Origin of the sequence: Janthinobacterium lividum (assembly GCF_011601275.1) — a bacterium.
Taxonomy (GTDB): domain Bacteria; phylum Pseudomonadota; class Gammaproteobacteria; order Burkholderiales; family Burkholderiaceae_D; genus Janthinobacterium; species Janthinobacterium lividum_E.
Window position 1 is genome coordinate 43,506 of record NZ_JAAOLY010000003.1, and the last position, 20,315, is coordinate 63,820.

General features: G+C 63.4%; 18 protein-coding genes and 4 tRNA genes. 17 read left to right on the forward strand and 5 right to left on the reverse strand.

Annotated elements, in window-relative coordinates; all coding sequences use genetic code 11:
* The first annotated feature begins 1 nt into the window (after position 1).
* The 12 genes from alr (at position 2) to GYK42_RS05540 (ending at position 12,416) form a co-directional block, all read left to right on the forward strand.
* Positions 2-1,117 (forward strand): alanine racemase, encoded by a 1,116-nt coding sequence (gene alr, locus GYK42_RS05485; protein WP_240943474.1) that lies wholly within the window; start codon positions 2-4, stop codon positions 1,115-1,117.
* An 88-nt stretch (positions 1,118-1,205) separates the two neighbouring features.
* Complete coding sequence (locus GYK42_RS05490) at positions 1,206-1,763, forward strand: NADPH-dependent FMN reductase (RefSeq protein ID WP_070222187.1); 558 nt, start codon at positions 1,206-1,208, stop codon at positions 1,761-1,763.
* 155 nt (positions 1,764-1,918) lie between these two features.
* Positions 1,919-3,493 (forward strand): sensor domain-containing diguanylate cyclase, encoded by a 1,575-nt coding sequence (locus GYK42_RS05495; protein WP_166446666.1) that lies wholly within the window; start codon positions 1,919-1,921, stop codon positions 3,491-3,493.
* A 158-nt stretch (positions 3,494-3,651) separates the two neighbouring features.
* The gene (locus GYK42_RS05500) at positions 3,652-4,164 is read left to right on the forward strand and encodes a hypothetical protein (protein WP_166446667.1); all 513 of its coding nucleotides are present in this window, start codon (positions 3,652-3,654) and stop codon (positions 4,162-4,164) included.
* Between the two features lie 41 nt (positions 4,165-4,205).
* Positions 4,206-4,628, forward strand: coding sequence for a hypothetical protein (locus GYK42_RS05505; protein WP_166446668.1), 423 nt, complete (start codon positions 4,206-4,208; stop codon positions 4,626-4,628).
* A gap of 111 nt (positions 4,629-4,739) precedes the next feature.
* The gene (locus GYK42_RS05510) at positions 4,740-5,102 is read left to right on the forward strand and encodes a hypothetical protein (protein WP_166446669.1); all 363 of its coding nucleotides are present in this window, start codon (positions 4,740-4,742) and stop codon (positions 5,100-5,102) included.
* Positions 5,089-6,462, forward strand: coding sequence for a TolC family protein (locus tag GYK42_RS05515; RefSeq protein ID WP_166446670.1), 1,374 nt, complete (start codon positions 5,089-5,091; stop codon positions 6,460-6,462). The genes GYK42_RS05510 and GYK42_RS05515 overlap by 14 nt, the downstream gene beginning before the upstream one ends.
* A 2-nt stretch (positions 6,463-6,464) precedes the next feature.
* Positions 6,465-7,847, forward strand: coding sequence for a multicopper oxidase family protein (locus GYK42_RS05520; RefSeq protein WP_166446671.1), 1,383 nt, complete (start codon positions 6,465-6,467; stop codon positions 7,845-7,847).
* A 160-nt stretch (positions 7,848-8,007) separates the two neighbouring features.
* Complete coding sequence (locus GYK42_RS29520) at positions 8,008-9,663, forward strand: methyl-accepting chemotaxis protein (RefSeq protein ID WP_166446672.1); 1,656 nt, start codon at positions 8,008-8,010, stop codon at positions 9,661-9,663.
* 77 nt (positions 9,664-9,740) lie between these two features.
* Positions 9,741-10,505 (forward strand): transporter, encoded by a 765-nt coding sequence (locus GYK42_RS05530; RefSeq protein WP_240943475.1) that lies wholly within the window; start codon positions 9,741-9,743, stop codon positions 10,503-10,505.
* A gap of 90 nt (positions 10,506-10,595) precedes the next feature.
* Positions 10,596-11,102 (forward strand): hypothetical protein, encoded by a 507-nt coding sequence (locus GYK42_RS05535; RefSeq protein WP_166446673.1) that lies wholly within the window; start codon positions 10,596-10,598, stop codon positions 11,100-11,102.
* Between the two features lie 15 nt (positions 11,103-11,117).
* Positions 11,118-12,416 (forward strand): NAD(P)/FAD-dependent oxidoreductase, encoded by a 1,299-nt coding sequence (locus GYK42_RS05540; protein ID WP_166446674.1) that lies wholly within the window; start codon positions 11,118-11,120, stop codon positions 12,414-12,416.
* A 41-nt stretch (positions 12,417-12,457) separates the two neighbouring features.
* On the opposite strand, the gene GYK42_RS05545 is transcribed toward GYK42_RS05540, so the two are convergent.
* Together GYK42_RS05545 and GYK42_RS05550 are read right to left on the reverse strand one after the other, a co-directional pair.
* Entirely contained in the window at positions 12,458-12,973 is a 516-nt protein-coding gene (locus tag GYK42_RS05545) for a DUF6265 family protein (RefSeq protein ID WP_166446675.1), read from the reverse strand.
* 76 nt (positions 12,974-13,049) lie between these two features.
* Positions 13,050-13,763, reverse strand: coding sequence for a sensor histidine kinase (locus GYK42_RS05550; RefSeq protein ID WP_166446676.1), 714 nt, complete (start codon positions 13,761-13,763; stop codon positions 13,050-13,052).
* Between the two features lie 282 nt (positions 13,764-14,045).
* Here GYK42_RS05550 and GYK42_RS05555 point away from each other — a divergent pair, with 282 nt between their 5' ends.
* Positions 14,046-14,441: a hypothetical protein gene (locus GYK42_RS05555; RefSeq protein ID WP_166446677.1), complete on the forward strand. Its 396-nt coding sequence runs from the start codon at positions 14,046-14,048 to the stop codon at positions 14,439-14,441.
* 75 nt (positions 14,442-14,516) lie between these two features.
* Here the strand turns inward: GYK42_RS05555 and GYK42_RS05560 are convergent, their stop codons facing one another.
* Complete coding sequence (locus GYK42_RS05560) at positions 14,517-15,500, reverse strand: GGDEF domain-containing response regulator (protein WP_166446678.1); 984 nt, start codon at positions 15,498-15,500, stop codon at positions 14,517-14,519.
* A 304-nt stretch (positions 15,501-15,804) separates the two neighbouring features.
* On the reverse strand, positions 15,805-18,312 hold the full coding sequence (locus GYK42_RS05565) for a hybrid sensor histidine kinase/response regulator (protein WP_166446679.1): 2,508 nt from the start codon (positions 18,310-18,312) through the stop codon (positions 15,805-15,807).
* A gap of 431 nt (positions 18,313-18,743) precedes the next feature.
* Between GYK42_RS05565 and GYK42_RS05570 the strand changes: the two genes are divergently transcribed.
* The 4 genes from GYK42_RS05570 to GYK42_RS05585 all read left to right on the forward strand — a co-directional run bounded on the left by GYK42_RS05570 (position 18,744) and on the right by GYK42_RS05585 (position 19,371).
* Positions 18,744-18,820, forward strand: a tRNA-Arg gene (locus tag GYK42_RS05570).
* 82 nt (positions 18,821-18,902) lie between these two features.
* Positions 18,903-18,979, forward strand: a tRNA-Arg gene (locus GYK42_RS05575).
* Positions 18,980-19,057: 78 nt separating this feature from the next.
* Positions 19,058-19,134, forward strand: a tRNA-Arg gene (locus tag GYK42_RS05580).
* Between the two features lie 160 nt (positions 19,135-19,294).
* A tRNA-Arg gene (locus GYK42_RS05585) sits at positions 19,295-19,371 on the forward strand.
* Between the two features lie 55 nt (positions 19,372-19,426).
* Here the strand turns inward: GYK42_RS05585 and GYK42_RS05590 are convergent.
* Entirely contained in the window at positions 19,427-20,302 is an 876-nt protein-coding gene (locus GYK42_RS05590; protein WP_166446680.1) for a helix-turn-helix domain-containing protein, read from the reverse strand.
* Positions 20,303-20,315 lie beyond the last annotated feature (13 nt).

Below are 20,315 nucleotides of genomic sequence, written 5' to 3' on the forward strand. Positions count from 1 at the left end.
CATGCCTCCAAAGGAACGTAGCGGTGCCATTCTGACGGTGGACCTGGACGCCGTGCGTGCCAATTACCGCTTGCTGCGCGACAAGGCGCACCCGGCCGCCTGCTCGGCCGTCGTCAAGTCCGACGCGTATGGCCTGGGCGCCGCGCAAGTGGGCGCGGCCCTGTATGAGGAAGGTTGCCGGCATTTCTTCGTGGCGCACCTGGAAGAGGGCATCAGCCTGCGCCCGCACGTGGCGCCGGATGCCGACATCTTCGTGCTGCACGGCCCGCCCGTCGGCACGGAAGGCGAATTTACGGCCCATGGTTTGATTCCCGTGCTCAACAGCGAGCCGCAGGTGGCTGGCTGGCGCGCGCATGCGAAGGCGCTGGGCAAAACCTTGGAAGCGAATGTGCAGGTCGACACGGGCATGTCGCGCATGGGCCTGTCGCCGCAGGAAATCGACGCCTGGCTGCTGGATCCGCACTTTCTCGACGGCATCAAAGTGCGCTACCTCATGAGCCACCTGGCTTGCGCCGACGAGCGCAGCAACCCGATGAATAGCGAGCAGCTGGCCCGCTTCATCACCATCCGCGCCCGTTTGCCGCAATACCGCGCCAGCCTGGCCAATTCCTCGGGCATCTTCTTGTCGCCCGATTATCACTTCGACCTGGTGCGCCCGGGAGCGGCACTGTACGGCATCGGGCCGCAGGGCGGCGAACCGAATCCTCTGCGCTCCGTGGTGCGCCTGCAAGGCAAGGTGCTGCAGACTCGCACCATTGCCGCCGGCGACCACGTCGGCTACAGCCGCCGCTACACGGCCAGCGAGCCGCGCCAGGTGGCGACTGTTTCCGTCGGTTATGCCGATGGCTGGTTGCGCAGCATGAGCAACCAGGGCCTGGCCATCGTCGACGGCGTGAAAGTGCCGCAGATCGGCGCCATCTCGATGGATTCCATCACGCTCGACGTGAGCGCCATCGCCGAAGAGCGCGTGGCGCCGGGCAGCCTGGTCGACCTGATCTGCGCCGAACACCCGGTCGACGCCGTGGCGGCCATGGCCAATACCATCGGCTACGAGGTGTTGACCAATTTGGGCGGACGCTACTACCGCGAATACCGGGGCTTGGCCGGCGCACGCTAAACAGCGCGAAACCCATGATTGTGTGGCAAGATAGCCCTGTAGTGAGCTTCACTCCAGGGCTATTCTTTTACCAAGATCGGGGATTTATATGAGTCAATATAACGTTGCTATCATCGTCGGCAGCCTGCGCAAGGATTCCTTCAACCGCAAGCTGGCCGACGCCATCATCAAGCTGGCGCCGCCCGAATTTTCCTTCAAACACATCGAAATCGGCGACTTGCCGCTGTATAACCAGGATGACGATGGTGCGCAGGCCGAGCAGGTGCTGCGCCTGAAGTCGGATATTTCCGCTTCGCAAGCCTTGCTCTTCCTCACTCCCGAATACAACCGCTCGATCCCCGGCGTGCTGAAAAACGCCCTCGACCACGGTTCGCGTCCGTATGGCCAGAGCGTGTGGGGCGGCAAGCCGGGCGCCGTGCTCGGCGTGTCCGTCGGCGCCACGGGGACGGCCCTGGCGCAGCAGCATTTGCGCAATGTGCTCGCTTACCTCGACGTGCCGCTGCTGGGACAGCCTGAAATGTTTATTCAGGCCAAGGATGGCCTGTTTGACGAGCATGGCGGCATCGGCCCGGCCAGCCTCGGTTTCTTCCAGGGCTGGATGCAGCGCTACGTGGACTGGGTCCGCAAGCACGCGATCCACGCTTGATTCGACGCTTGATGCAGATCAAAGCGGCAGCGTTCTGCGTTGCCGCTAGTATCTTTTCTTTGACCATGGATGCCAATATTTCAATATTGGCACGAGCGTCTCGGTATAATGCGCTCTTTCTTTAGCGCAATACTTTCCAATTCCTTGCCGACTCCATGTGGACTAAACCTGTTCTGCGCATGAATTTGCGCCGTTTGATCGTGCTCGTGGCCTTTGCCAGCGCCCTGGTGTCCCTCGCCAATACCTTCTATGCCAGCTACAGCGTGCAGCGTCAGTTGCTGATCGACACCACCCTGGAAGCGAACCACGCGTATGCGAGCAAGCTGGCCAGCACGGCCGAGGATTTCTTGCAGTCGGCGCGCCAGCAACTGGCCTACAGCGCCGGCAGCCTGCCATCGCGCATGGGGGACGACGCCTGGCTGACGGACGAGGCGCAGCGCCTGCGCCTGCAAACGAACAGCTTCAATTCCGTGCTCATCGTCAATGCGGACGGCAAGGTGCTGGGCGTGTCGCCGGAAACCCTGGCCTTGAAAAACCGCACGCTCGATTCGGCCGGCGCCATCCAGGCGCTACGCGAGCGGCGACCGCTGGTGACGCAGCCGTACGTGTCCTCGGCCGGCAACCTGGTGGTCTTCATTTCGCATCCCATCCTTGGCAAGGATGGCCGCTACCTCGGTTATGTGGGCGGCAGCATCTACCTGAAACAGAAAAACATCCTGTACACCATGCTGGGCCAGCATTACTACCGCGACGGCTCCTACCTGTACGTGGTGGACCAGAACCGGCGCCTGCTGTACCACCCGGACCCCGAGCGCCTGGGCGACCTGGCCGGCAAGAATGACGTCATCGACAACATCATCGCGCAGCAGGGCGGCGGCAACCGGCGCATGCACAACAGCCTGGGCGTGGACATGCTGGCCGGCTACGCCGTCATGCCGTCGACGGGCTGGGGCATCGTGGCGCAGCGTCCCACGGCCATGACCCTGGCCCCGCTGAACCAGCTGATGGCCGACACGGTATGGCATTCGCTGCCGATCGCCTTGCTGAGCCTGCCATTCATCTGGTGGCTGGCCAGCCTGATTTCGCGGCCCCTGATGCAGCTGGCCGACGGCGCGCGGCGCATGGATGCGCCCGGCACGACCGAGCACATCGCCGCCATCCGCGCCTGGTATGTGGAGGCGGCGCAGATCAAGAAAGCCTTGCTGAAGGGGTTGATGTTATTGCAGAACAAGATCGGCAAATTGAAGACCGACGTGCAGACGGACCCGCTGACCGGCCTGTCGAACCGGCGCGGCATGGCGGCGGCGCTCGATGTCTGGCAGGCGCAGGCGCGGCCGTTTTCCGTCATCGCCATCGACATCGACCATTTCAAGCAAGTCAACGACCAGTGGGGCCATGCCGTGGGCGACGACGTCATCCTGCGCCTGGCGCAGCTGATGCGCGCCTGTTCGCGCGATGCCGACGTGCTGTGCCGCAATGGCGGCGATGAATTCATCATGCTCTTGCCCGACGCCGACCTGGACGCGGCCCTGCAGGTGGCCGAGCGCCTGCGCGCCAGGGTGGCCGCCGCCGTGATTCCCGGCGCGGGCCCCATCACGGTCTCGCTGGGCGTCGTGTCGTCGGAACAGGAGGCGGGCACCACGGACGCCGTGCTGCTGGCCGCCGATGCGGCACTGTACGTGGCCAAGGAAAACGGGCGCAATTGCGTGGGCATCACGGAACCGGCCTGACAGGCGTGCCGTGCGGCATGAACTGATCCGCTGTTTTCTGTTGCATCTGAGCCTGTCCCGTTTGCCCGCCAGCGCTTACCATCTAGCCCTGGAACGCATCACGAGGACAACAGGCATGGCAGGGGTTGATATTGATAACGTTTGAGCAAGAACCCGGCATGCGCTGCGAAGTCAATGGCCAGCTGCACCCGATGGCCTATCTCGGCTGCCGCGGACTCAACTATGGCCAGCACAGCGTGCTGCCGCTGCATCCGTTCCGCCTGAGCGTGCCGGAAGCGGCGCTGGCGCCCCTGCTCGACGAGCCGTTCAACAGTTTTATCCAGACTTGCCGCGAGGACGACCTGCAGGACGAGGAAAGCGACTTGCCCGCGCTGAAGGAAGCGGGCTACCCCGACATCACGGCCATGCTGGCCGGCCACCGGCAGCTGCTGGCCGAAATGCTGTACGACTTCATGATCAGCGATTTAATGGACGCGATCGGGCGAGCCAGCGGCTACCGGAGTCAGGTTCCACGCTACTGGGGCGACGTGGAGGCGGCGGACAACCGCGCGTATTTCATCGTCAATGAAGTGAAGACAGTCTCCTTTGCCGATGGTCAGGTCATATTCGAAGGGCAGGGCTACTACGGCGTCTACGTGATCTGGCTGACGCACGGCTACGGGCGCAAATAGGGACTTGACCTTCCTCGCGTGGGAAGGTTTATAGTTGTGCCATGAACCGTGCCTTTTTCCGCTTTCTCGCCCGCTCGCTGCTCTGGCTGCTAGCCGTCACGCTGCCCTTGCAGGGCTTTGCGTCGGCCATGCGCAGCTGCTGCGTGGACGAGCGGGCGGCAGTGGTCACGGTCACCGCTGCAGCGATGGAAACGCCCCAGTGCCACGATATGGGCGACATGCAGATGCAAGGCCAGCCGCTGCACATGGCCATGGACGATGGCGGCGCTGGCGCCGGCCACCCTGGCCACGATTGCAGCAACCACGGCGCGTGTACCGTGGGCGCCACGGCGCCGCCAGGCATGCCTGCCTTGCACGCCTTGATCCTGCGCGCGCCGCCTCCGGCGCTGGCGCCCGAGTCCCCGTTCTCCGGGCATATCCCGCCTGGTCCCGAACGTCCCCCGAGAAGCACGCGCTCCGCCTGACCGCCCGTTGAACCTGGCGGCGCCGCCGTCGCACGTCCCTGCACGTTGCACCGGCCGCGCCAGCGTTCCAGTCGCGCCCGCCGCGTCATACCCTGTCATTCAAGGAATACCATGAAATACCTGTTCAGCCTTGCGCTGGCCGTGCTGCCGCTGGCCGCCGCAGCGCAATCCCCGTCGCCGTCCCCGTCCTCCCCGCAAGAGGCGCAAGCGTCGGTGCCGGCCACCACTTACCGCTCCGCCTTTGCCGGCTACCGTCCCGCCGCCGAGGACGAGGCTACGCCCGACCAGACCTGGCGCGCCGTCAACGACAAAGTCGGCAAGGCCGGCGGCCACATGGGCATGATGAAAATGGATGGCCACAGGATGGATGGCAACAAAATGGAAGGGCACAAGATGCCGATGGCTCAGCCCAGCTCCAAGCCGGATACCAAGCCTGCCCCGCAACATCAGCAACACCAGCATGAAGGACACTGACATGGCGCGTTTCAAGAACTCGTATGGCCTCACGCCGCTGGCCCTGGCGGCCGTCTTGCTGCTCAGCGGCTGCGCCAGCTTCAGCCAGGATGGCGGCATGCAGACGGTCTCCGCGCTGGCCGACGCCCGCACGGGCGCCCCCGCAGCGCTGGCGGACAAGGGCGGCGAGGAAAAATTGGCCAGCCTGCTGGCCCAGCCCCTGGACGCCGACAGCGCCGTGCGCATCGCCCTGATGAACAATCACGGCATGAAAGTGGCGCTGGCCGAACTGGGTGCGTCCGAATCGGACCTCGTGCAAGCGGGGCGCTTGCGCAATCCCGGCCTGTCGTTCGGCCGCTCGCATGGCAGCCACGGCAATGAAATCGACCGCGGCGTCAGCTTCGACCTGGCCGGCTTGCTGACGATGCCGATGCGCGTGAACATCGAGCGGGGCCGTTTCGAGCAAGCCAAGCTGCAGACCGCCAGCAGCGCCGTGCAGCTGGCGCTTGACACGCGTCGCGCGTATTTCAACGCCGTGGCCGCCGTGCAGACGGAAGCGTTCATGCAGCGCGCGCTGCTGTCGGCCGAGGCGGGCGCCGAACTGGCCACGCGCTTGCAGCAGGCGGGCAACTGGAGCCGCCTCGACCAGGCGCGCCAGCAAGTGTTTTATGCGGATGCCGTCGGCGACCTGGCCCGCGCCCGCCACCAGAGCACGGCCACGCGCGAGCACCTGACGCGCTTGCTGGGCCTGTGGGGCAAGCAGACCAGTTTTACTTTACCGTCGCGCTTGCCCGACTTGCCGGCCCAGGCGGCGGACGCCGGCAATATCGAGGCGCAAGCGATGGAGCAGCGCCTCGACGTGCAAAGAGCGAAACTCGACGCGCATGCGACGGCCGATGCGCTGGGCTTGTCCAAGGTGACGGGTTTTATCAACGTGCTCGACGTGGGCTACACCAACAAGAGCAGTAGCGAGGCGCCACGCGAAAACGGCTATGAAGTGTCGCTGGAACTGCCGCTGTTCGACTGGGGCTCGGCGCGCAATGCCAAGGCGCAAGCCTTGTACGAGCAGTCGCTGCAGCGCACGGCGGGCACGGCTGTCAAAGCCCGCTCGGAAGTGCGCGAGGCGTATTCCAGCTACCGCACGGCCTACGACCTGGCGCGCCACTACCGCGATGAAGTCGTGCCACTGCGCAAGACGATCTCGCATGAAGTGCTGCTGCGCTACAACGGCATGCTGGCCAGCGTGTTTGAACTGCTGGCCGACGCGCGCGAACAGGTCGCCAGCGTCAACAGCGCCATCGAAACCCAGCGCGATTTCTGGATTGCCCAAACCGAACTGCAAGGCGCCATCAATGGCAGCGGCCCAGCCAACAAGGAATAATGATGATTACACGTAGAAACTTTTTCATGAATGCGGGCGCCGTCGCCCTCAGTGCCGCGGCCGTCAGTAGAGTCGGTGCGGCATCGTTGCCGGAAGCCGTCAGCATGGCTGGCGCCGACACCAAGGCACCGCCACCGCCGCCGAACGGGCGCCCGTACAACCCCGTCGTCACCCTCAACGGCTGGTCCTTGCCCTGGCGCATGAACAACAATGTCAAGGAATTTCATCTGGTGGCGGAACCCGTCGTGCGCGAGCTGGCGCCCGGCATGATGGCCAACCTGTGGGGCTATAACGGCCAGTCGCCAGGGCCAACGATTGAAGTGGTGGAGGGCGACCGGGTGCGCATCTTTGTCACCAACAAATTGCCGGAACATACGAGTGTGCACTGGCATGGCCAGCGCTTGCCGAACGGCATGGATGGCGTCACGGGCCTGACCCAGCCGGGCATCGCCCCCGGTAAAACCTTTGTCTATGAATTCGTCGCCAAGCGGCCCGGCACCTTCATGTACCACCCGCATGCCGATGAAATGACGCAGATGGCCATGGGCATGATGGGCTTCTGGGTGACGCACCCGAAAGACCCGAACTTCATGAAGGTGGACCGCGATTTCGTCTTCTTGCTCAGCAACTACGACATCGATCCCGGCAGCTACACGCCGAAGATCATGACCATGACGGATTTCAACTTGTTCACCTTCAACAGCCGCGTCTTCCCCGGCATCGATCCCATGGTCGTGCGCCAGGGCGACAAGGTGCGCGTGCGCGTGGGCAATCTGACCATGACGAACCACCCGATCCACATGCATGGCCATGAATTCGAGGTGACGGGCACGGATGGCGGCTGGACGCGCCCCGAGTCGCGCTGGCCCGAAGTCACCACGGACGTGGCCGTGGGCCAGATGCGCGCCGTGGAATTCACGGCCACGGACCTGGGCGACTGGGCTTTCCACTGCCACAAGTCGCATCACACCATGAATGCCATGGGGCATGACGTGCCGACCATGATCGGCGTTGACCACCAGGGCGTGGCGGCAAAGATCAACCAGCTCGTGCCCGGCTACATGGTGATGGGCGAACGGGGCATGGCCGACATGGGCGAGATGCAGATGCCCATCCCCGACAACACCTTGCCGATGATGGCGGGCGACGGCCCGTTCGGCGCCATTGGCATGGGCGGGATGTTTACCACGGTCAAGGTACGCAAGGACCAGAAACCGGGCGACTACCGCGACCCCGGCTGGTACAAGCATCCGGCCGGCAGCGTGGCCTATGAATGGACGGGCGCCTTGCCGGAACCGGTGCGCGGGCAGGGCGCGGGCAAGCAGGTGGTGAAAGGTGGCGTGGAGATGACGGTGCGCAAGCCGGCAGGGCACAGCGGACATTGACGCTCCCCCGGGGCTTGCTAGCACGGCAAGCTCCGGGACATGTTGCTTTAGATCAAGGAATTATTGCTTAGTGACAATCCGAGCATTTTAGTGCCTGTTTTTTCCCTATATTCAAGTCATACGCTTAAATTATTGGCTACCATCTTGTCCAGGAGGAAACATGTTGAATCAAATGAAAGTGGGGACGCGCCTGCTCGCGGCCTTCTTTTGCGTGGCGCTGATGGGGGCCATCGTGGCCGGCATCGGCATCTTCAATATGGGCAAGATCGATACCATGGCGGGGCAGATGTACAACCATGAGTTGCTGGGGCTGTCGTACATCAAGGAAGCGAATATCGCCCTCATCAAGGTGGGCCGCGCGCGCAGCAATTTCCTGCTGGCTACTACCAGCGAAGAGCGCGCCGGGCGCCAGGCCGATATCGCCAAATATCTGGAACAGAACAAGAGCAACCTGGCCAAGGCCCAGCCGCTGTTCGTCACGCCGGCCGCCAAGGAGCTGTTTGCCCGCTTCGCCACCGTTGAGGCCGAGTATGTGAGCACCTTGCAGCAATCGCTGGCGCTGGCGGCGGCCGAGCCGCTGGCGCAGCGCAGCGCGCAGCTGACGGCGCTGCTGGCCAAGACGCGCCAGCATGCCGATGAGCTGGATGGCGTGCTCGATAAATTGTCATTGCAGAAGGAAGCACGGGCCAAGGCGGCTGCCGAGCAGGCGTCCGGCGTGTACCAGGCCAGTCGCAGTTTCATGATCGCGCTGGTGCTGGGCAGCGTGGCGGCCGGCCTGGCGCTGGGCGCGCTGATCACGCGCGGACTGACGCGCCAGCTCGGTGGCGAACCGGCGTATGCCGTCAGGATCGCCGGCGCCATCGCGGAAGGCGACCTCACCGTCGATATCCGCACGGCCGGCCACGACAGCGCCAGCCTGCTGTTCGCCATGAAAACCATGCGCGACAAACTCGTGGGCATCGTCAGCCAGGTACGTTCGGGTACGGACACCATCAATACGGCTTCGGGCGAAATCGCCCAGGGCAACCTCGACTTGTCGTCCCGCACGGAAGAGCAGGCCAGTTCGCTGGAAGAAACGGCGTCGTCGATGGAGCAGCTGACCTCGGCCGTGCGGCAGAACGCGGACAATGCGCGCCAGGCCAATGCGCTGGCCGGCGCCGCGTCCGACGTGGCCGGCAAGGGCGGCGCCGTGGTGGGGCAGGTGGTGCAGACGATGGAATCGATCAATGCATCGTCGCGCAAGATTGTCGACATCATCAGCGTCATCGACAGCATCGCCTTCCAGACGAATATCCTGGCCTTGAACGCGGCCGTGGAAGCGGCCAGGGCGGGCGAGGAGGGGCGCGGATTCGCCGTCGTGGCGGCCGAAGTGCGCAACCTGGCGCAGCGCTCGGCCAGTGCCGCCAAGGAAATCAAGACCCTGATCGGCGACTCCGTCGAACAGGTGGAAATCGGTTCCAAACTCGTGCATGACGCGGGCAAGACGATGGATGAAGTGGTGGCCAGCGTGCGCCAGGTGGCCGACATCATGCAGGAAATCACGGCCGCCAGCACCGAGCAAAGCGCCGGCATCGAGCAAGTCAACCAGGCCGTGCTGCAGATGGACCAGGTGACGCAGCAAAACGCGGCCCTCGTGGAAGAGGCGGCGGCGGCCGCCGAATCGCTGCAGGACCAAGCGCAGACCCTGACGGAACTGGTGGGCGTATTCCGCCTGCACGCCCAGGCGCAACAGATGGCCATGCCGGCAGCGAGCAACGTCAGGCCGCTGCGCCGCTCAGCGCCGGCCGCCAGGCAGGACGTGCGGCGCCTGGCCTGACGGCGGCGGGCGCCGGCGCAATCGGCGCGGCGGTGGTAGGCTGTCGTTATTGCGCGTTTGCCACTTCAGGATCTTTCATGCCGTCTCCCCGCTTGCTTTGCTTATCCCTGCTGCTATCCCTGGCGCCCCTGGCGCAGGCGCAGCAGGGCGATCCCGTCCTGCCTTACCGTCCTTCCGTGGCCAGCCCCGCCCAGTTGCCCGTGCCGGGCCAGCTGGAATTCGAGGCCGGCGGTCTGCTGTCGAAAACGGACGAAACGCGCCGCGCCAGCCTGCCGTACACGTTCAAACTGGCTTTCACGCCCGAGTGGGGCGTGCTGCTCGAAGGCGAGGGATTCGTGCGTGCGCGCGATGACACGGGGCGACGCGAAACGGGCGTGGGCGACACGACGGTCGTGCTCAAGCGCGCCTTTTTGCTCGACAGCGCCACGGCGCTGGGCCTGGAACTGGGCTGGAAGTTGCCGACTGCCAAGGACAGCATCGGCAGCGGCAAGAGCGACGTGTCGCTGAACGGCATCGTCAGCCGCGACCTGGGCGCCGTGCACGTGGATGCCAACCTGAACGCCACGCGTCTGGGGGCATCCGAGCCGAATACCGGCAGGGTGCAAACGGGCTGGGCGACTTCCTTTTCCACGCCCGTCAGCGAGCGCTGGGGCGCCACGGCCGAAGTGTCGGGCACGCGCTTGCGCGGCGCGCCGGCCACGGCGCAGCTGCTGCTGGCCGCCACCTACAGTCCCACGCCACGGCTGGCCATCGACATCGGCATGGCGCGCGGCTTGACGGCGGCGTCGCCAGACTGGTCCCTGTTCAGCGGCCTGGTCGTGCCCTTGGGCAAGCTGTGGTGAGATTGCCACGGCAATCCTTATGTGTCCTTGCGAACAAACAGTTGGTCACACAAGGTCTACAATGATGGCATAACTAAAAGGAGTGTCACCATGAAAACCCTGATTCTTGCTGCTGTCTTGCTGTCGGCCGGCACCGCCGCCGTCGCCCAGGTCGGCGTCTCCGTTACCGTCGGCCAGCCAGGCTTTTACGGACGCCTCGACATCGGCGACTATCCCGCGCCGCAATTGATCTATGCCCAGCCCGTCATCGTGCAGCGTCCGCAATACTATTCGGCCCGTCCGATCTACCTGCGCGTGCCGCCCGGCCATGCCAAACACTGGTCCAAGCACTGCCGCAAGTATAATGCCTGCAACCAAGAGGTATATTTCGTCCAAGATAGTTGGTATAACAATCAATATGTGCCCCGTTACCGCCAGCAGCATGGCGACCATGGCCGTCCCGATTACGGCGACCGCGGCCGTCACGACGACAAGCATTACGACAAGCATTATGACAAGCATGAAGGCAAGCGCGACAAGCATGATGACCATCCGGGCAAAGGCCATGGCAACGGCAATGGCCGCGGGAATGGCAACGGCAACGGGCACAGGGATTAACAAGCAGGAGGATCTTTGCACAGTAAAATCGTTATCGTAGGAGGAGGTGCAGGCGGCTTGGAGCTGGCCTGCAAACTCAGCCGTAAGCTCGGCCCAGGCCAGGTCACCCTGGTCGACAGCCGCCTGTACCATATCTGGAAGCCGTCGCTGCATGAGGTGGCGGCCGGCACCCTGGACATTCATCAAGAGGGCCTGTCGTACCAGATGCTGGCGCATGACAATGGTTTTACCTATGTCTATGGTCCCTTGATCGCGCTCGACGCCGCGTCGAACAGCCTCATCGTGGGCGGAATCGCCACCGACAAGGACGAGCAGCTCTTGCCGCAGCGCACTGTCAGCTACGACCAGCTGGTGCTGGCCGTGGGCAGCACGTCGAATTACTTCGGCGTGCCCGGCGCCAAGGAAAATACGATCTCCCTGAATGCCACGGAAGACGCCGAACGTTTCCGCCTGACCCTGCTGAAACTGCTGGCCATGGCCGAGCAGCGCCAGGGCGACGCGGGCCATCCCGGTGTCGACATCGTCATCATCGGCGGCGGCGCCACGGGCGTCGAGCTGGCGGCCGAATTGCGCGAAGCGAGCGGCGTGTATGCCGCGTATGGTTTCCAGAATCTCAACGCCATCAAGGATGTGCGCATCACCCTGCTCGAAGGGGCGCCGCGCATTCTGGCGCCGCTGCCCGAGCGCGTCTCGATTGCCGCCTCGAAACTGCTGCACCAGCATGGCATCACGGTGGTGACCGATACGCGCGTCACCACGATCGAAGCGGACAAGGTGACGGTGGCCAGCGGCACCAGTTACGCGGCCGACATCTGCGTGTGGGCCGCAGGCATTCGCGCGCCGGAATTCCTCGCTACCCTGGGCTTGCCGACCAACCGTTCCGGCCAGCTGGAAGTGACGGGCATGCTCAATGTGCAGGGCCATGCGAATATCTACGCGCTGGGCGACTGCGCCGCCTGCACGGGGCCGGACGGCAAGCTGGTGCCGCCGCGCGCCCAGGCTGCCCACCAGCAAGCCGATTACCTGCTGAAAACATTCCTGCTGAAAGCGAAGGGCAAGCCGCCGCAAACCAAGCCCTACGAATACCTGGACTACGGGTCGCTCGTGTCGTTTGGCCGCACCACCTCGGTCGGTACCCTGATGGGTTCGCTGAAGGGGCTGAGCTGGTTCGTCGAAGGCTTTGTCGCGCGCATGATGTATGTGAGCCTGCACCTGATGCACCACAACGCCGTGCTGGGCAGCGTGCGCACGGCCGTCATGGCCATGGGCCGTTTCCTGATCAAGCGCAGTACGCCGCAGGTCAAGCTGCATTAAGCCGTTTCCATTCCATCAAAAAGGGGCCGCGAGGCCCCTTTTTATTTGCTGCGCGTAATTGGCGCCGCCTCGCAGCGGCCCCGCGTCATGGGAAAGGCGATGGTGGTGAGCTTGCCCTTCAAGGTGCCGGTAATGCTGGCGTGCAAGATGCGCTCGCTGTCGTGGCGGTAGATGATGCGGCTCGGGAAGTCATTGTCCAGGTTGGCGAAGATGAATTCATTCGGCTTGTCCTGGCGCAGCAGGTTGAAGATCACGGGCGGCTCTCCCGACGGCTGCACGATGTAGGCCAGCTGGCCCGGGTCGGTAAGGCGGATCTGCACGAATTCAAAGGCCGTCGTCTTGCCGCCCTTGACGGTGCGGCTGGTGCCGAGGATGGTGCCGCCGGCAGCCGTGCTCCATTGTTCTCCGGAACCGGGTTCGGCCCCGTCGACGTTCCAGCAACCAGCCAGCCAGGCCAGCTTGTCGACGGTTTCCGGCGGCGGCACGGTGTTGTCGGCGGCCTGGGCGGCGCCCATGGCCAGCAGCGCTGCCAGCAGGGTGGGGATCAGTCGGTGCATGCGGTCTCCTGTCGTCGAATCGTTCTGCGGTTTGGGCGTTCCGGCAGTGTTCTGGCCTGATGCGGCCTGGCAAAGACTATTCTTTCGGCGTAATGCGCGGCAAGACGACGGTCAGGGCCGTGCCGCCTTGCGGATTGGTTGACAGGCTCAGGGTGCCTCCCAGGTAATGCACGCGCTCGCGCACGGCGCGCAGGCCGTGCTTGCTCATTTCGACGGGTTCGCTCGCTGGCAGTCCCACGCCGTCATCCTTGACGGTCATCATCAACGCTTCGTCATTGTCGTCGATGATGATGTCCACCTGCGTGGCATTGGCGTGCGCGGCGATGTTGCCGAGCGCTTCTTCCAGGGTGCGCAGCAGGGCCACGCCCACGTTGCGCGGGCAAATCAGTTCATCTTCGGGCAGGCTGCAGCGCACGGTGATCTTGTGCTGTTCGGCAAATTGCGCGGCCAGCTCGCCGAGCGCGACATTCACGCCCAGAAACTCGAGCTTGTCGTTCCACAGCTTCATCTGCATCTGGCGGTTGGTCTCGATCACATTCAGCAGCAATTGCTTCATGGTCGCCGCGCGGTCGAGCAAGGCCGCTTCCTGCGGCATCTTTTGCGTCAGCAGCGACAAGTGCATGGTCAGCGCCGTCAGCGACGAGCCGAGGCTGTCGTGCAGCTGGCGCGACAGGGCGCGCCGTTCATTGTCCCAGCTGGTGTTGACATGACCGAGCAACTCGCTGAGATCGGCGGCGCGTTCCGCATCGGCCTGGGCCGTTTCCTTGTTCGGATCTGTTTGTGCGGACATAGCGCCCCGTGAATGGTGAAAGGTGGACCAAATTCAAGTTGTGGATCATACATGAGGATTTCATCGCGGGGCGCATGGATGGAAAATTTCTGTCTTTTCGGCAATTTTGATCTCCTTCCATCATTTTTATATGCCAGGCAATATTATCGTTTGCGCCAGCAGATGCCGTTCCAGCCGTTACGTACGGCTGCGCACATACCGGGGCGCCGTACGCTGCCATAGTGGTGTCATGCATTTTCTCCATGCAGCACAGGCCCGCTTACCGAAACGAAAGGACATGCCATGAATATCGATACCATCGTCGACCAGGAATACGCCGACAAAAGCTTCCGCGACATCGTCAATGCGCCCATCAGCGCCCTGCGCGGCGTCAGCCCGAAGGACGCCAAGGCCTTGCAGCAAGCGTTTGGCGTGCACACCGTGCGCGAACTGGCCAATCTCAATTTCGTCAAATGGGCCAGTGCGCTGGCCATCCTGGCCGATGAAGAGGGCATGAGCGGCGAAGAGCGGGCCAAGGAAGAGTTGCTCGACGACGCCGTGGAAATGACTTTCCCCGCCAGCGACCCGATTTCCGTCGATGCCGGCATCACGCGCATCGAAGTGCCGCCGGAAACGGTCGATGCGCAAACGGACCACCAGCACGCGGGCCAGCATGAAGCGGCCGCTGTCAAGAAATAAAGCCTCCTGCCCATAAAAAAACCGGCAAGCCTCATGGCTTGCCGGTTTTTTTTACGTGCCACGCGGCGTAAAAACTCAGGCGATCGAGGGGATGCTGCTTTTTTGCATGTTGACCTGCGCGGCGATTACCTCGTGCGGGATGCAGCAAAAGCGGTTCTTGCCGGCGCGCTTGGCTTCGTACAGGGCCGTGTCGGCCGCGCCCAGCAGCGAGTCGACGGTACTGGCATCGTCCGGGTAGATGGCGATGCCGATGCTGGTCGACAGGCGCAATGTCAGGTCGTTGATGAAATACGGCTCGGAAATGACTTCGATCAGCTTGGCGGCCGGTTCGCGCGCGTCGCCCTTGCCGGCCAGGTTGCCCAGCACGATGACGAACTCGTCGCCGCCGATGCGCGCTACCGTGTCTTCCTTGCGCGAGGCGCCCACCAGGCGGGCCGCCACCATTTTCAGGATTTCATCGCCATAGCCGTGGCCGTAACTGTCGTTGATGGCCTTGAAGCCGTCGAGGTCCAGGTACAGGATGGCCGACTTGCCGCGGCTGCGCGCCGATTGTTGCAAGGTATGCTCGATGCGGTCCTCCAGCAGGCGCCGGTTCGGCAAGCCCGTCAGCGGATCGTGCAGCGCCAGTTCCTGCTGCTGCTTGCTGTATTGCGCCAGTTCCTTGTATAGCAGGCGCACTTCCAGCATGTTGTGGATGCGCTTGTGCACTTCCATCAGGTCGAAGGGTTTGCTGATGAAGTCGCGCGCGCCCGCTTCCAGGGCGGCGATCTTGAAACTTGGTTGTGCCGTCAGGGCCAGCACGGGCAGGTAGCCGCCATGCTCGATTTCCTTCAAGCCTTTCATGACCTGGAAACCATTGAGTTCCGGCATTTGCAGATCCAGCAAGATCAGGTCGTAGCAATGCTCCCGGTGCAGGGGGCAAACCTGGGCCGGACGCATGGTGGCCGTCACATTGGTATAGCCGGCATCGCGCAGGATTTCCAGCATCAGGTCAACATTGTCGGGTGAATCGTCGACGACCAAAATTTTGGCTTTCAAAATCTCATCTTGGCTGGGCATGTAAGGTCTCGGTTATACGGTCTATGCAACGCTGGCTTCTACCGCAAATGATAGGTTGACGGCAGTGGAAAGATAGTAGCGCCTTGCAACAAGATAGGGCGCACAACAGCGCTTGAGCTCGCTTTTGCCATTCTAGTCGGCCAGGGCTGCCGTCTCCAGCCTGCCGTGCAGGTGTGCTTCTGCATTTCAGTGTAGCAAACTTTGGCTTAGTTGCTTGTAGGACAGTGCCGCGTCTGCAAGTAGGAAGGCTAACCCATGAAAATAGTCATTTTGTACTGCACTATGTATTTCTTGCATCATCTTTTTAGGGCTGTGTATTGCGGCCCTGTTCAGGGCGCTGGGCGGGCATGCGCGTTGCAGCCAGTTGCGCCACGGCCGCCAGCAGTTCGGCCGGGTCGAGCGGTTTCGAGATCCAGGCCTGGAAGCCGCTGGCCAGCGCCCGCTGGCGGTCCTGCGGTTGCGCGAACGCCGTCAGCGCCAGCGCAGGCAGACAGGCCGCATCGGGGGAGGGGTGCGCGCGTATGTGCGCCAGCAAGTCGAAACCGTCCGCGTCGGGCATGCCGATGTCGCTGACCAGTACATGCGGATGCACCTGGTCCAACAGTTGCAGCGCCTGCGCCACGCTGTCGGCGCCATGCACTTCGGCGTGGCTGTCGCGCAGGATGCGCGCCGTCAGTTCGCGCGCATCGGCCTCGTCATCGACCAGCAGCACCGTGACGCCGCGCAAGTCAGGGCTGGCGGACAGGTCGCCGCCCCTTGGGCGTGCTGGCGCGGCCCGCGTCCCCAGGGGCAGGCGCACGGTGAAGCTGGCGCCCTGCATGTCGCCGGCGCTGCTGACGGTGACCGTGCCGCCATGCTGCTCCACCAAGTGCTTGACGATCGCCAGCCCCAGTCCCAGGCCGCCATGCCGGCGCGTGGTGGAGGCGTCGGCCTGGCGGAAGCGGTCGAACACGTGGGGCAGGAAGTCTTTCTTGATGCCGACGCCGTTGTCGGCCACCGTGATGACCAGGCGGCTCGCCTCGCGGCGCACGCCGATCTCGACCCGCCCCCCTTGCGGCGTGAATTTGAGGGCATTCGACAGCAGGTTCCAGATCACTTGCTGGATACGGCTGGGGTCGCCCGTAATGGTGCCCGCATCGCTGGCGATGTTGCTGTGGATGGCGATGTGCTTGGCGTCGGCCGCCGGGCGCAGGGTTTCGATGGCCGAGGCGATGATGCTGGCGGGCACGACGGTTTGCAGGTCCAGCAGCACCTTGTCGGAAGTGATACGGCTCATGTCGAGCAAGTCTTCGATCAGTTGCGCCTGCGCGCGCGCATTGCGTTCGATGCTTTGCAGGCCGCGGTGCAGGTCGGCCTGGTCGCGCGTGCCGCGCCGCAGCACTTGCGCCCAGCCCAGGATGGCCGACAGCGGCGTGCGCAATTCGTGCGACAGGGTGGTGAGGAAATCGTCTTTCAGCTGGTTCGTGCGCTCGGCCTCGGCGCGCGCTTCGCGTTCGCTGTCGAGCAGTACCTTGCGCTCTTCGGCAGCACGCGTGGCGGCCGCGTACAGGCGCGTATTGTCGAGCGCAACGGCGGCCTGGGCCGCGATGGCCGAAACGATGCGTTCGCTGCGCGCGCTGAACATGCCCGCCTGCGGATGACCGAGCAGCAAGCGCCCCAGCAACAGGCCCGAGCGCGAACTGACGGGCAGGCTCAGGCAGCTGCGCAGCGGCGGCGCGCCGCCGGCGCTGGCGTCGGGCGCTGCCAGCAAATCGTTCTGGCGCATGGGAGCTCCCTGGCGCAGTTCCGTGGCGACGGCGTCGGCCTGGCGCAGACTGATGCCGTTGACGGCGCGCGCCGATGGCAGGGGAGCGGCGCTGTCGTGGATCTCGCCCGCATCGTCATAATAAAAGGCGCCGAAGCGCGCGCCGCTGATGCGCGTGGCCGCATCGACGGTTTCCTGCAGCAGGGCCGGCAAGTCGAGGGTGCTGGCCAGGGCCGCGCCCGTATTGTTGAGCAACTCGAGCACGCGCGTTTCGTCGCGCAAGGCTTCCTGCGCGCGCTTGACCTGGTCGACATCGGTACTCGTGCCAAACCAGCGCAGCAGCTGGCCGCCCCGGTCGCGCACGGGATTGGCGCGCGTCAGGAACCAGCGGTACTGGCCGTCGGCGCCACGGATGGGGAACTCCATCTCGAAGGGCGTGCCATCTCGCAAGGCGGCCTTCCACGCGTGCCGCATGGGCGGCAGGTGCTGCGCGTCGTAGGCGATGCTCCAGCCGTCGCCCGCCATCTGTTCGGCAGTCGTGCCCGTGTAGTCGTGCCAGCGCTGGTTGTACCAGGCAATGGTGCCGTCGAAGCTGGCGATCCAGGCCAGTTGCGGGATGGAATTGGCCAGTGCGCGCAAGTCTTCCTCGCTGTGGCGCAAGCTTTCCTCGGCCGCCTTGCGCTGGCTGATGTCCTGGATATACGTGGTCAGGCCGTCGCTGGAAGGGAAGATGCGCACTTCCAGCCAGCGCCCCAGCGGCGGATACAGCAGCTCGAAACTGCAGCTGTGCTGCTGCGCCATGGCGCGCCGGTACTGCGTTTCCAGTTCCGTGCCATGCAAGTCGGGGCAGGCTTGCCACAGGTTCTTGCCCGTCAGGCTGGCGCCAGGCGCGTGCTGCGGCGCCAGCATGGCGGCGCCGCGCGTGTTGAGGTAGCGGATGGTCCAGTCGCGGTCGAGCAGGCAAAAGCCGTCGGTAATACCTTCCAGCAAATTGGACAGGCGCTCGTCGGAGAGGCTCAGCGGCGCTGATGGGGGAAGCAGGTCTTGCTCGCGGTCATGCTTGGCCATCGGAAATCCTGCAACAGTGAGTCTGCCGCACGGGCTCTTGCCCCGCCGGGCCGCCGCCGCTAAGCTCAGTTAAATAGGTCATGATGCTCAATGCCCGCCGTCATGCATTAGGGGGGGGGCGCAAACGCCCCTGTCTGGCTGGTATTGTAGCCCCAAGCGGCGCGCCGCCACCGCACGCTTGCGCGCCGCCTGCAGATAGCACTGGACAGGCTGGAAAGCAGTCCCTATAATCCCGCTTCTTTCGAGGCAGCAACTTCTCGATTTGCTGGGCGCCACTGTGAAAGCAGAAGCGTCCATCGATAAAAAGGCGTGCGCTTTTTGGCAGTGAAAAGGTAGTCGATCATGCGGGGGCGGTATTCTGCAAAATCAGCTAAGCGATTGAAAAATCGAACTTTTCAAAGCGAAATGAATACGCTATAATGTTTGCCTGCGCGGCTGTAGCTCAGCTGGATAGAGTACTTGGCTACGAACCAAGGGGTCGTGGGTTCAATTCCTGCCAGCCGCACCAGAATACTGAAAATCAGACTTTGCCTGGTTTTGTTGTAGCAAGTTTCACCTCCATGTTGTTAATGGAATGTTGTAGAAGTTTTGCGGCTGTAGCTCAGCTGGATAGAGTACTTGGCTACGAACCAAGGGGTCGTGGGTTCAATTCCTGCCAGCCGCACCAGTATTGCCAAGATGAAGTTCGCTTCGTTTTGATGAAAGTTTCAAGCTTCGCGCCATCCGGCGAAGTGTGTCAGAGTTTGCGGCTGTAGCTCAGCTGGATAGAGTACTTGGCTACGAACCAAGGGGTCGTGGGTTCAATTCCTGCCAGCCGCACCAGTATCAGCAGTAGTGAAAAAACCCGGAAAGTTCGCTTTCCGGGTTTTTTTTCGTCATCACGGTGCCTTGGCAGCGACCACGCTGGCAGCCTGGGCAATTGTGAAATATCCGCACGACGCTCTTTGCCATTCTGCAAAGCCCTGCTATAATCTTGTCTTAGGCGGCTGTAGCTCAGCTGGATAGAGTACTTGGCTACGAACCAAGGGGTCGTGGGTTCAATTCCTGCCAGCCGCACCAGAATATTGGGGGTCAGATTGTAAAATCTGATCCCCTTTTTCGTTTCCGAACGGATTTACGACAGGTCGTTGGCGCCGCGCCGGTATTGCAGGCGAAACGCGCGCGGCGTGACGTGTTTGGCGGCGCGGAACTGGCGGTTGAAATGCGCGAGGTTGCGGTAGCCCGCCTCTTGCGCGATGACGGCGATGGCAAGATTGCTTTCAATCAGCTGTTGGCAGGCGCGCCCGATGCGCAGCCGCGCCAGATACTCGCCGGGCGTGCAATGCGCGTGGCGCTTGAAACAGCGGTGAAACGCGCCCAGCGACAGGGCGGCCCGCTGCGCCAAGGTCTCCAGTGCGATCTCTTCCCGGAAATGCGCGTGCATGAAGTCAAACACGATTGCCATGCGCTTTTGCTTTCCATCGGCATGCACCGGCGCCTGCGCTGCCGACGCCAGCGACCGCGCGGCGTCATCGCCCGCCAGGTCCAGCAGCACGTCGAGCAGCAGCGGCAGGCGCTGCGGCACGGGCAGGGAGTTCAGCTGCAGCAGTTGATGGGCGCAGCGCGCGCTCGCGTCCGCTGAAAAATGCAGGGCCGGGCCGGCGCGGGCGGCCAGTTGCCGCACGCTGTGCAACTCCGGAAAGCAGGCGGCCAGCTGCTCCACCCACTCGAGCGAAAACCACACGACGACGGCCAGCATGGGTTGCGTGCTGTCGATGCGTTCGCTGGCCGACCACGTGTGCGGCAAATTCGGCCCCAGCAGCACCAGGTCACCCGGTTCGAAGTCGCCCAGGTGGTCGCCGATGTAGCGTTGCCCGCGCGCATTGACCGTCAGGGTCAGCTCGAATTGCGGGTGGTAATGCCAGATGAAGGGAATGGCGTCGAGTTCGCGCCACAGCAAGCCCCAGGAGTGGCCCGTCGGGATCGTGACTTGTTCAAATAAAGGCGTCATCGTGACGTTTGCT

What these genes read in the sequence shown, in the direction of transcription:
- GYK42_RS05555 (WP_166446677.1), top strand. Translation starts at nt 14,046, where the DNA reads ATGAATATCGATACCATCGTCGACCAGGAATACGCCGACAAAAGCTTC.
- alr (WP_240943474.1), top strand. Translation starts at nt 2, where the DNA reads ATGCCTCCAAAGGAACGTAGCGGTGCCATTCTGACGGTGGACCTGGAC.
- GYK42_RS05560 (WP_166446678.1), bottom strand. Translation starts at nt 15,500, where the DNA reads ATGCCCAGCCAAGATGAGATTTTGAAAGCCAAAATTTTGGTCGTCGAC.
- GYK42_RS05590 (WP_166446680.1), bottom strand. Translation starts at nt 20,302, where the DNA reads ATGACGCCTTTATTTGAACAAGTCACGATCCCGACGGGCCACTCCTGG.
- GYK42_RS05530 (WP_240943475.1), top strand. Translation starts at nt 9,741, where the DNA reads ATGCCGTCTCCCCGCTTGCTTTGCTTATCCCTGCTGCTATCCCTGGCG.
- GYK42_RS05495 (WP_166446666.1), top strand. Translation starts at nt 1,919, where the DNA reads ATGTGGACTAAACCTGTTCTGCGCATGAATTTGCGCCGTTTGATCGTG.
- GYK42_RS05565 (WP_166446679.1), bottom strand. Translation starts at nt 18,312, where the DNA reads ATGGCCAAGCATGACCGCGAGCAAGACCTGCTTCCCCCATCAGCGCCG.
- GYK42_RS05515 (WP_166446670.1), top strand. Translation starts at nt 5,089, where the DNA reads ATGAAGGACACTGACATGGCGCGTTTCAAGAACTCGTATGGCCTCACG.
- GYK42_RS05535 (WP_166446673.1), top strand. Translation starts at nt 10,596, where the DNA reads ATGAAAACCCTGATTCTTGCTGCTGTCTTGCTGTCGGCCGGCACCGCC.
- GYK42_RS05510 (WP_166446669.1), top strand. Translation starts at nt 4,740, where the DNA reads ATGAAATACCTGTTCAGCCTTGCGCTGGCCGTGCTGCCGCTGGCCGCC.
- GYK42_RS05500 (WP_166446667.1), top strand. Translation starts at nt 3,652, where the DNA reads ATGCGCTGCGAAGTCAATGGCCAGCTGCACCCGATGGCCTATCTCGGC.
- GYK42_RS05490 (WP_070222187.1), top strand. Translation starts at nt 1,206, where the DNA reads ATGAGTCAATATAACGTTGCTATCATCGTCGGCAGCCTGCGCAAGGAT.
- GYK42_RS05505 (WP_166446668.1), top strand. Translation starts at nt 4,206, where the DNA reads ATGAACCGTGCCTTTTTCCGCTTTCTCGCCCGCTCGCTGCTCTGGCTG.
- GYK42_RS29520 (WP_166446672.1), top strand. Translation starts at nt 8,008, where the DNA reads ATGTTGAATCAAATGAAAGTGGGGACGCGCCTGCTCGCGGCCTTCTTT.
- GYK42_RS05550 (WP_166446676.1), bottom strand. Translation starts at nt 13,763, where the DNA reads ATGTCCGCACAAACAGATCCGAACAAGGAAACGGCCCAGGCCGATGCG.
- GYK42_RS05545 (WP_166446675.1), bottom strand. Translation starts at nt 12,973, where the DNA reads ATGCACCGACTGATCCCCACCCTGCTGGCAGCGCTGCTGGCCATGGGC.
- GYK42_RS05520 (WP_166446671.1), top strand. Translation starts at nt 6,465, where the DNA reads ATGATTACACGTAGAAACTTTTTCATGAATGCGGGCGCCGTCGCCCTC.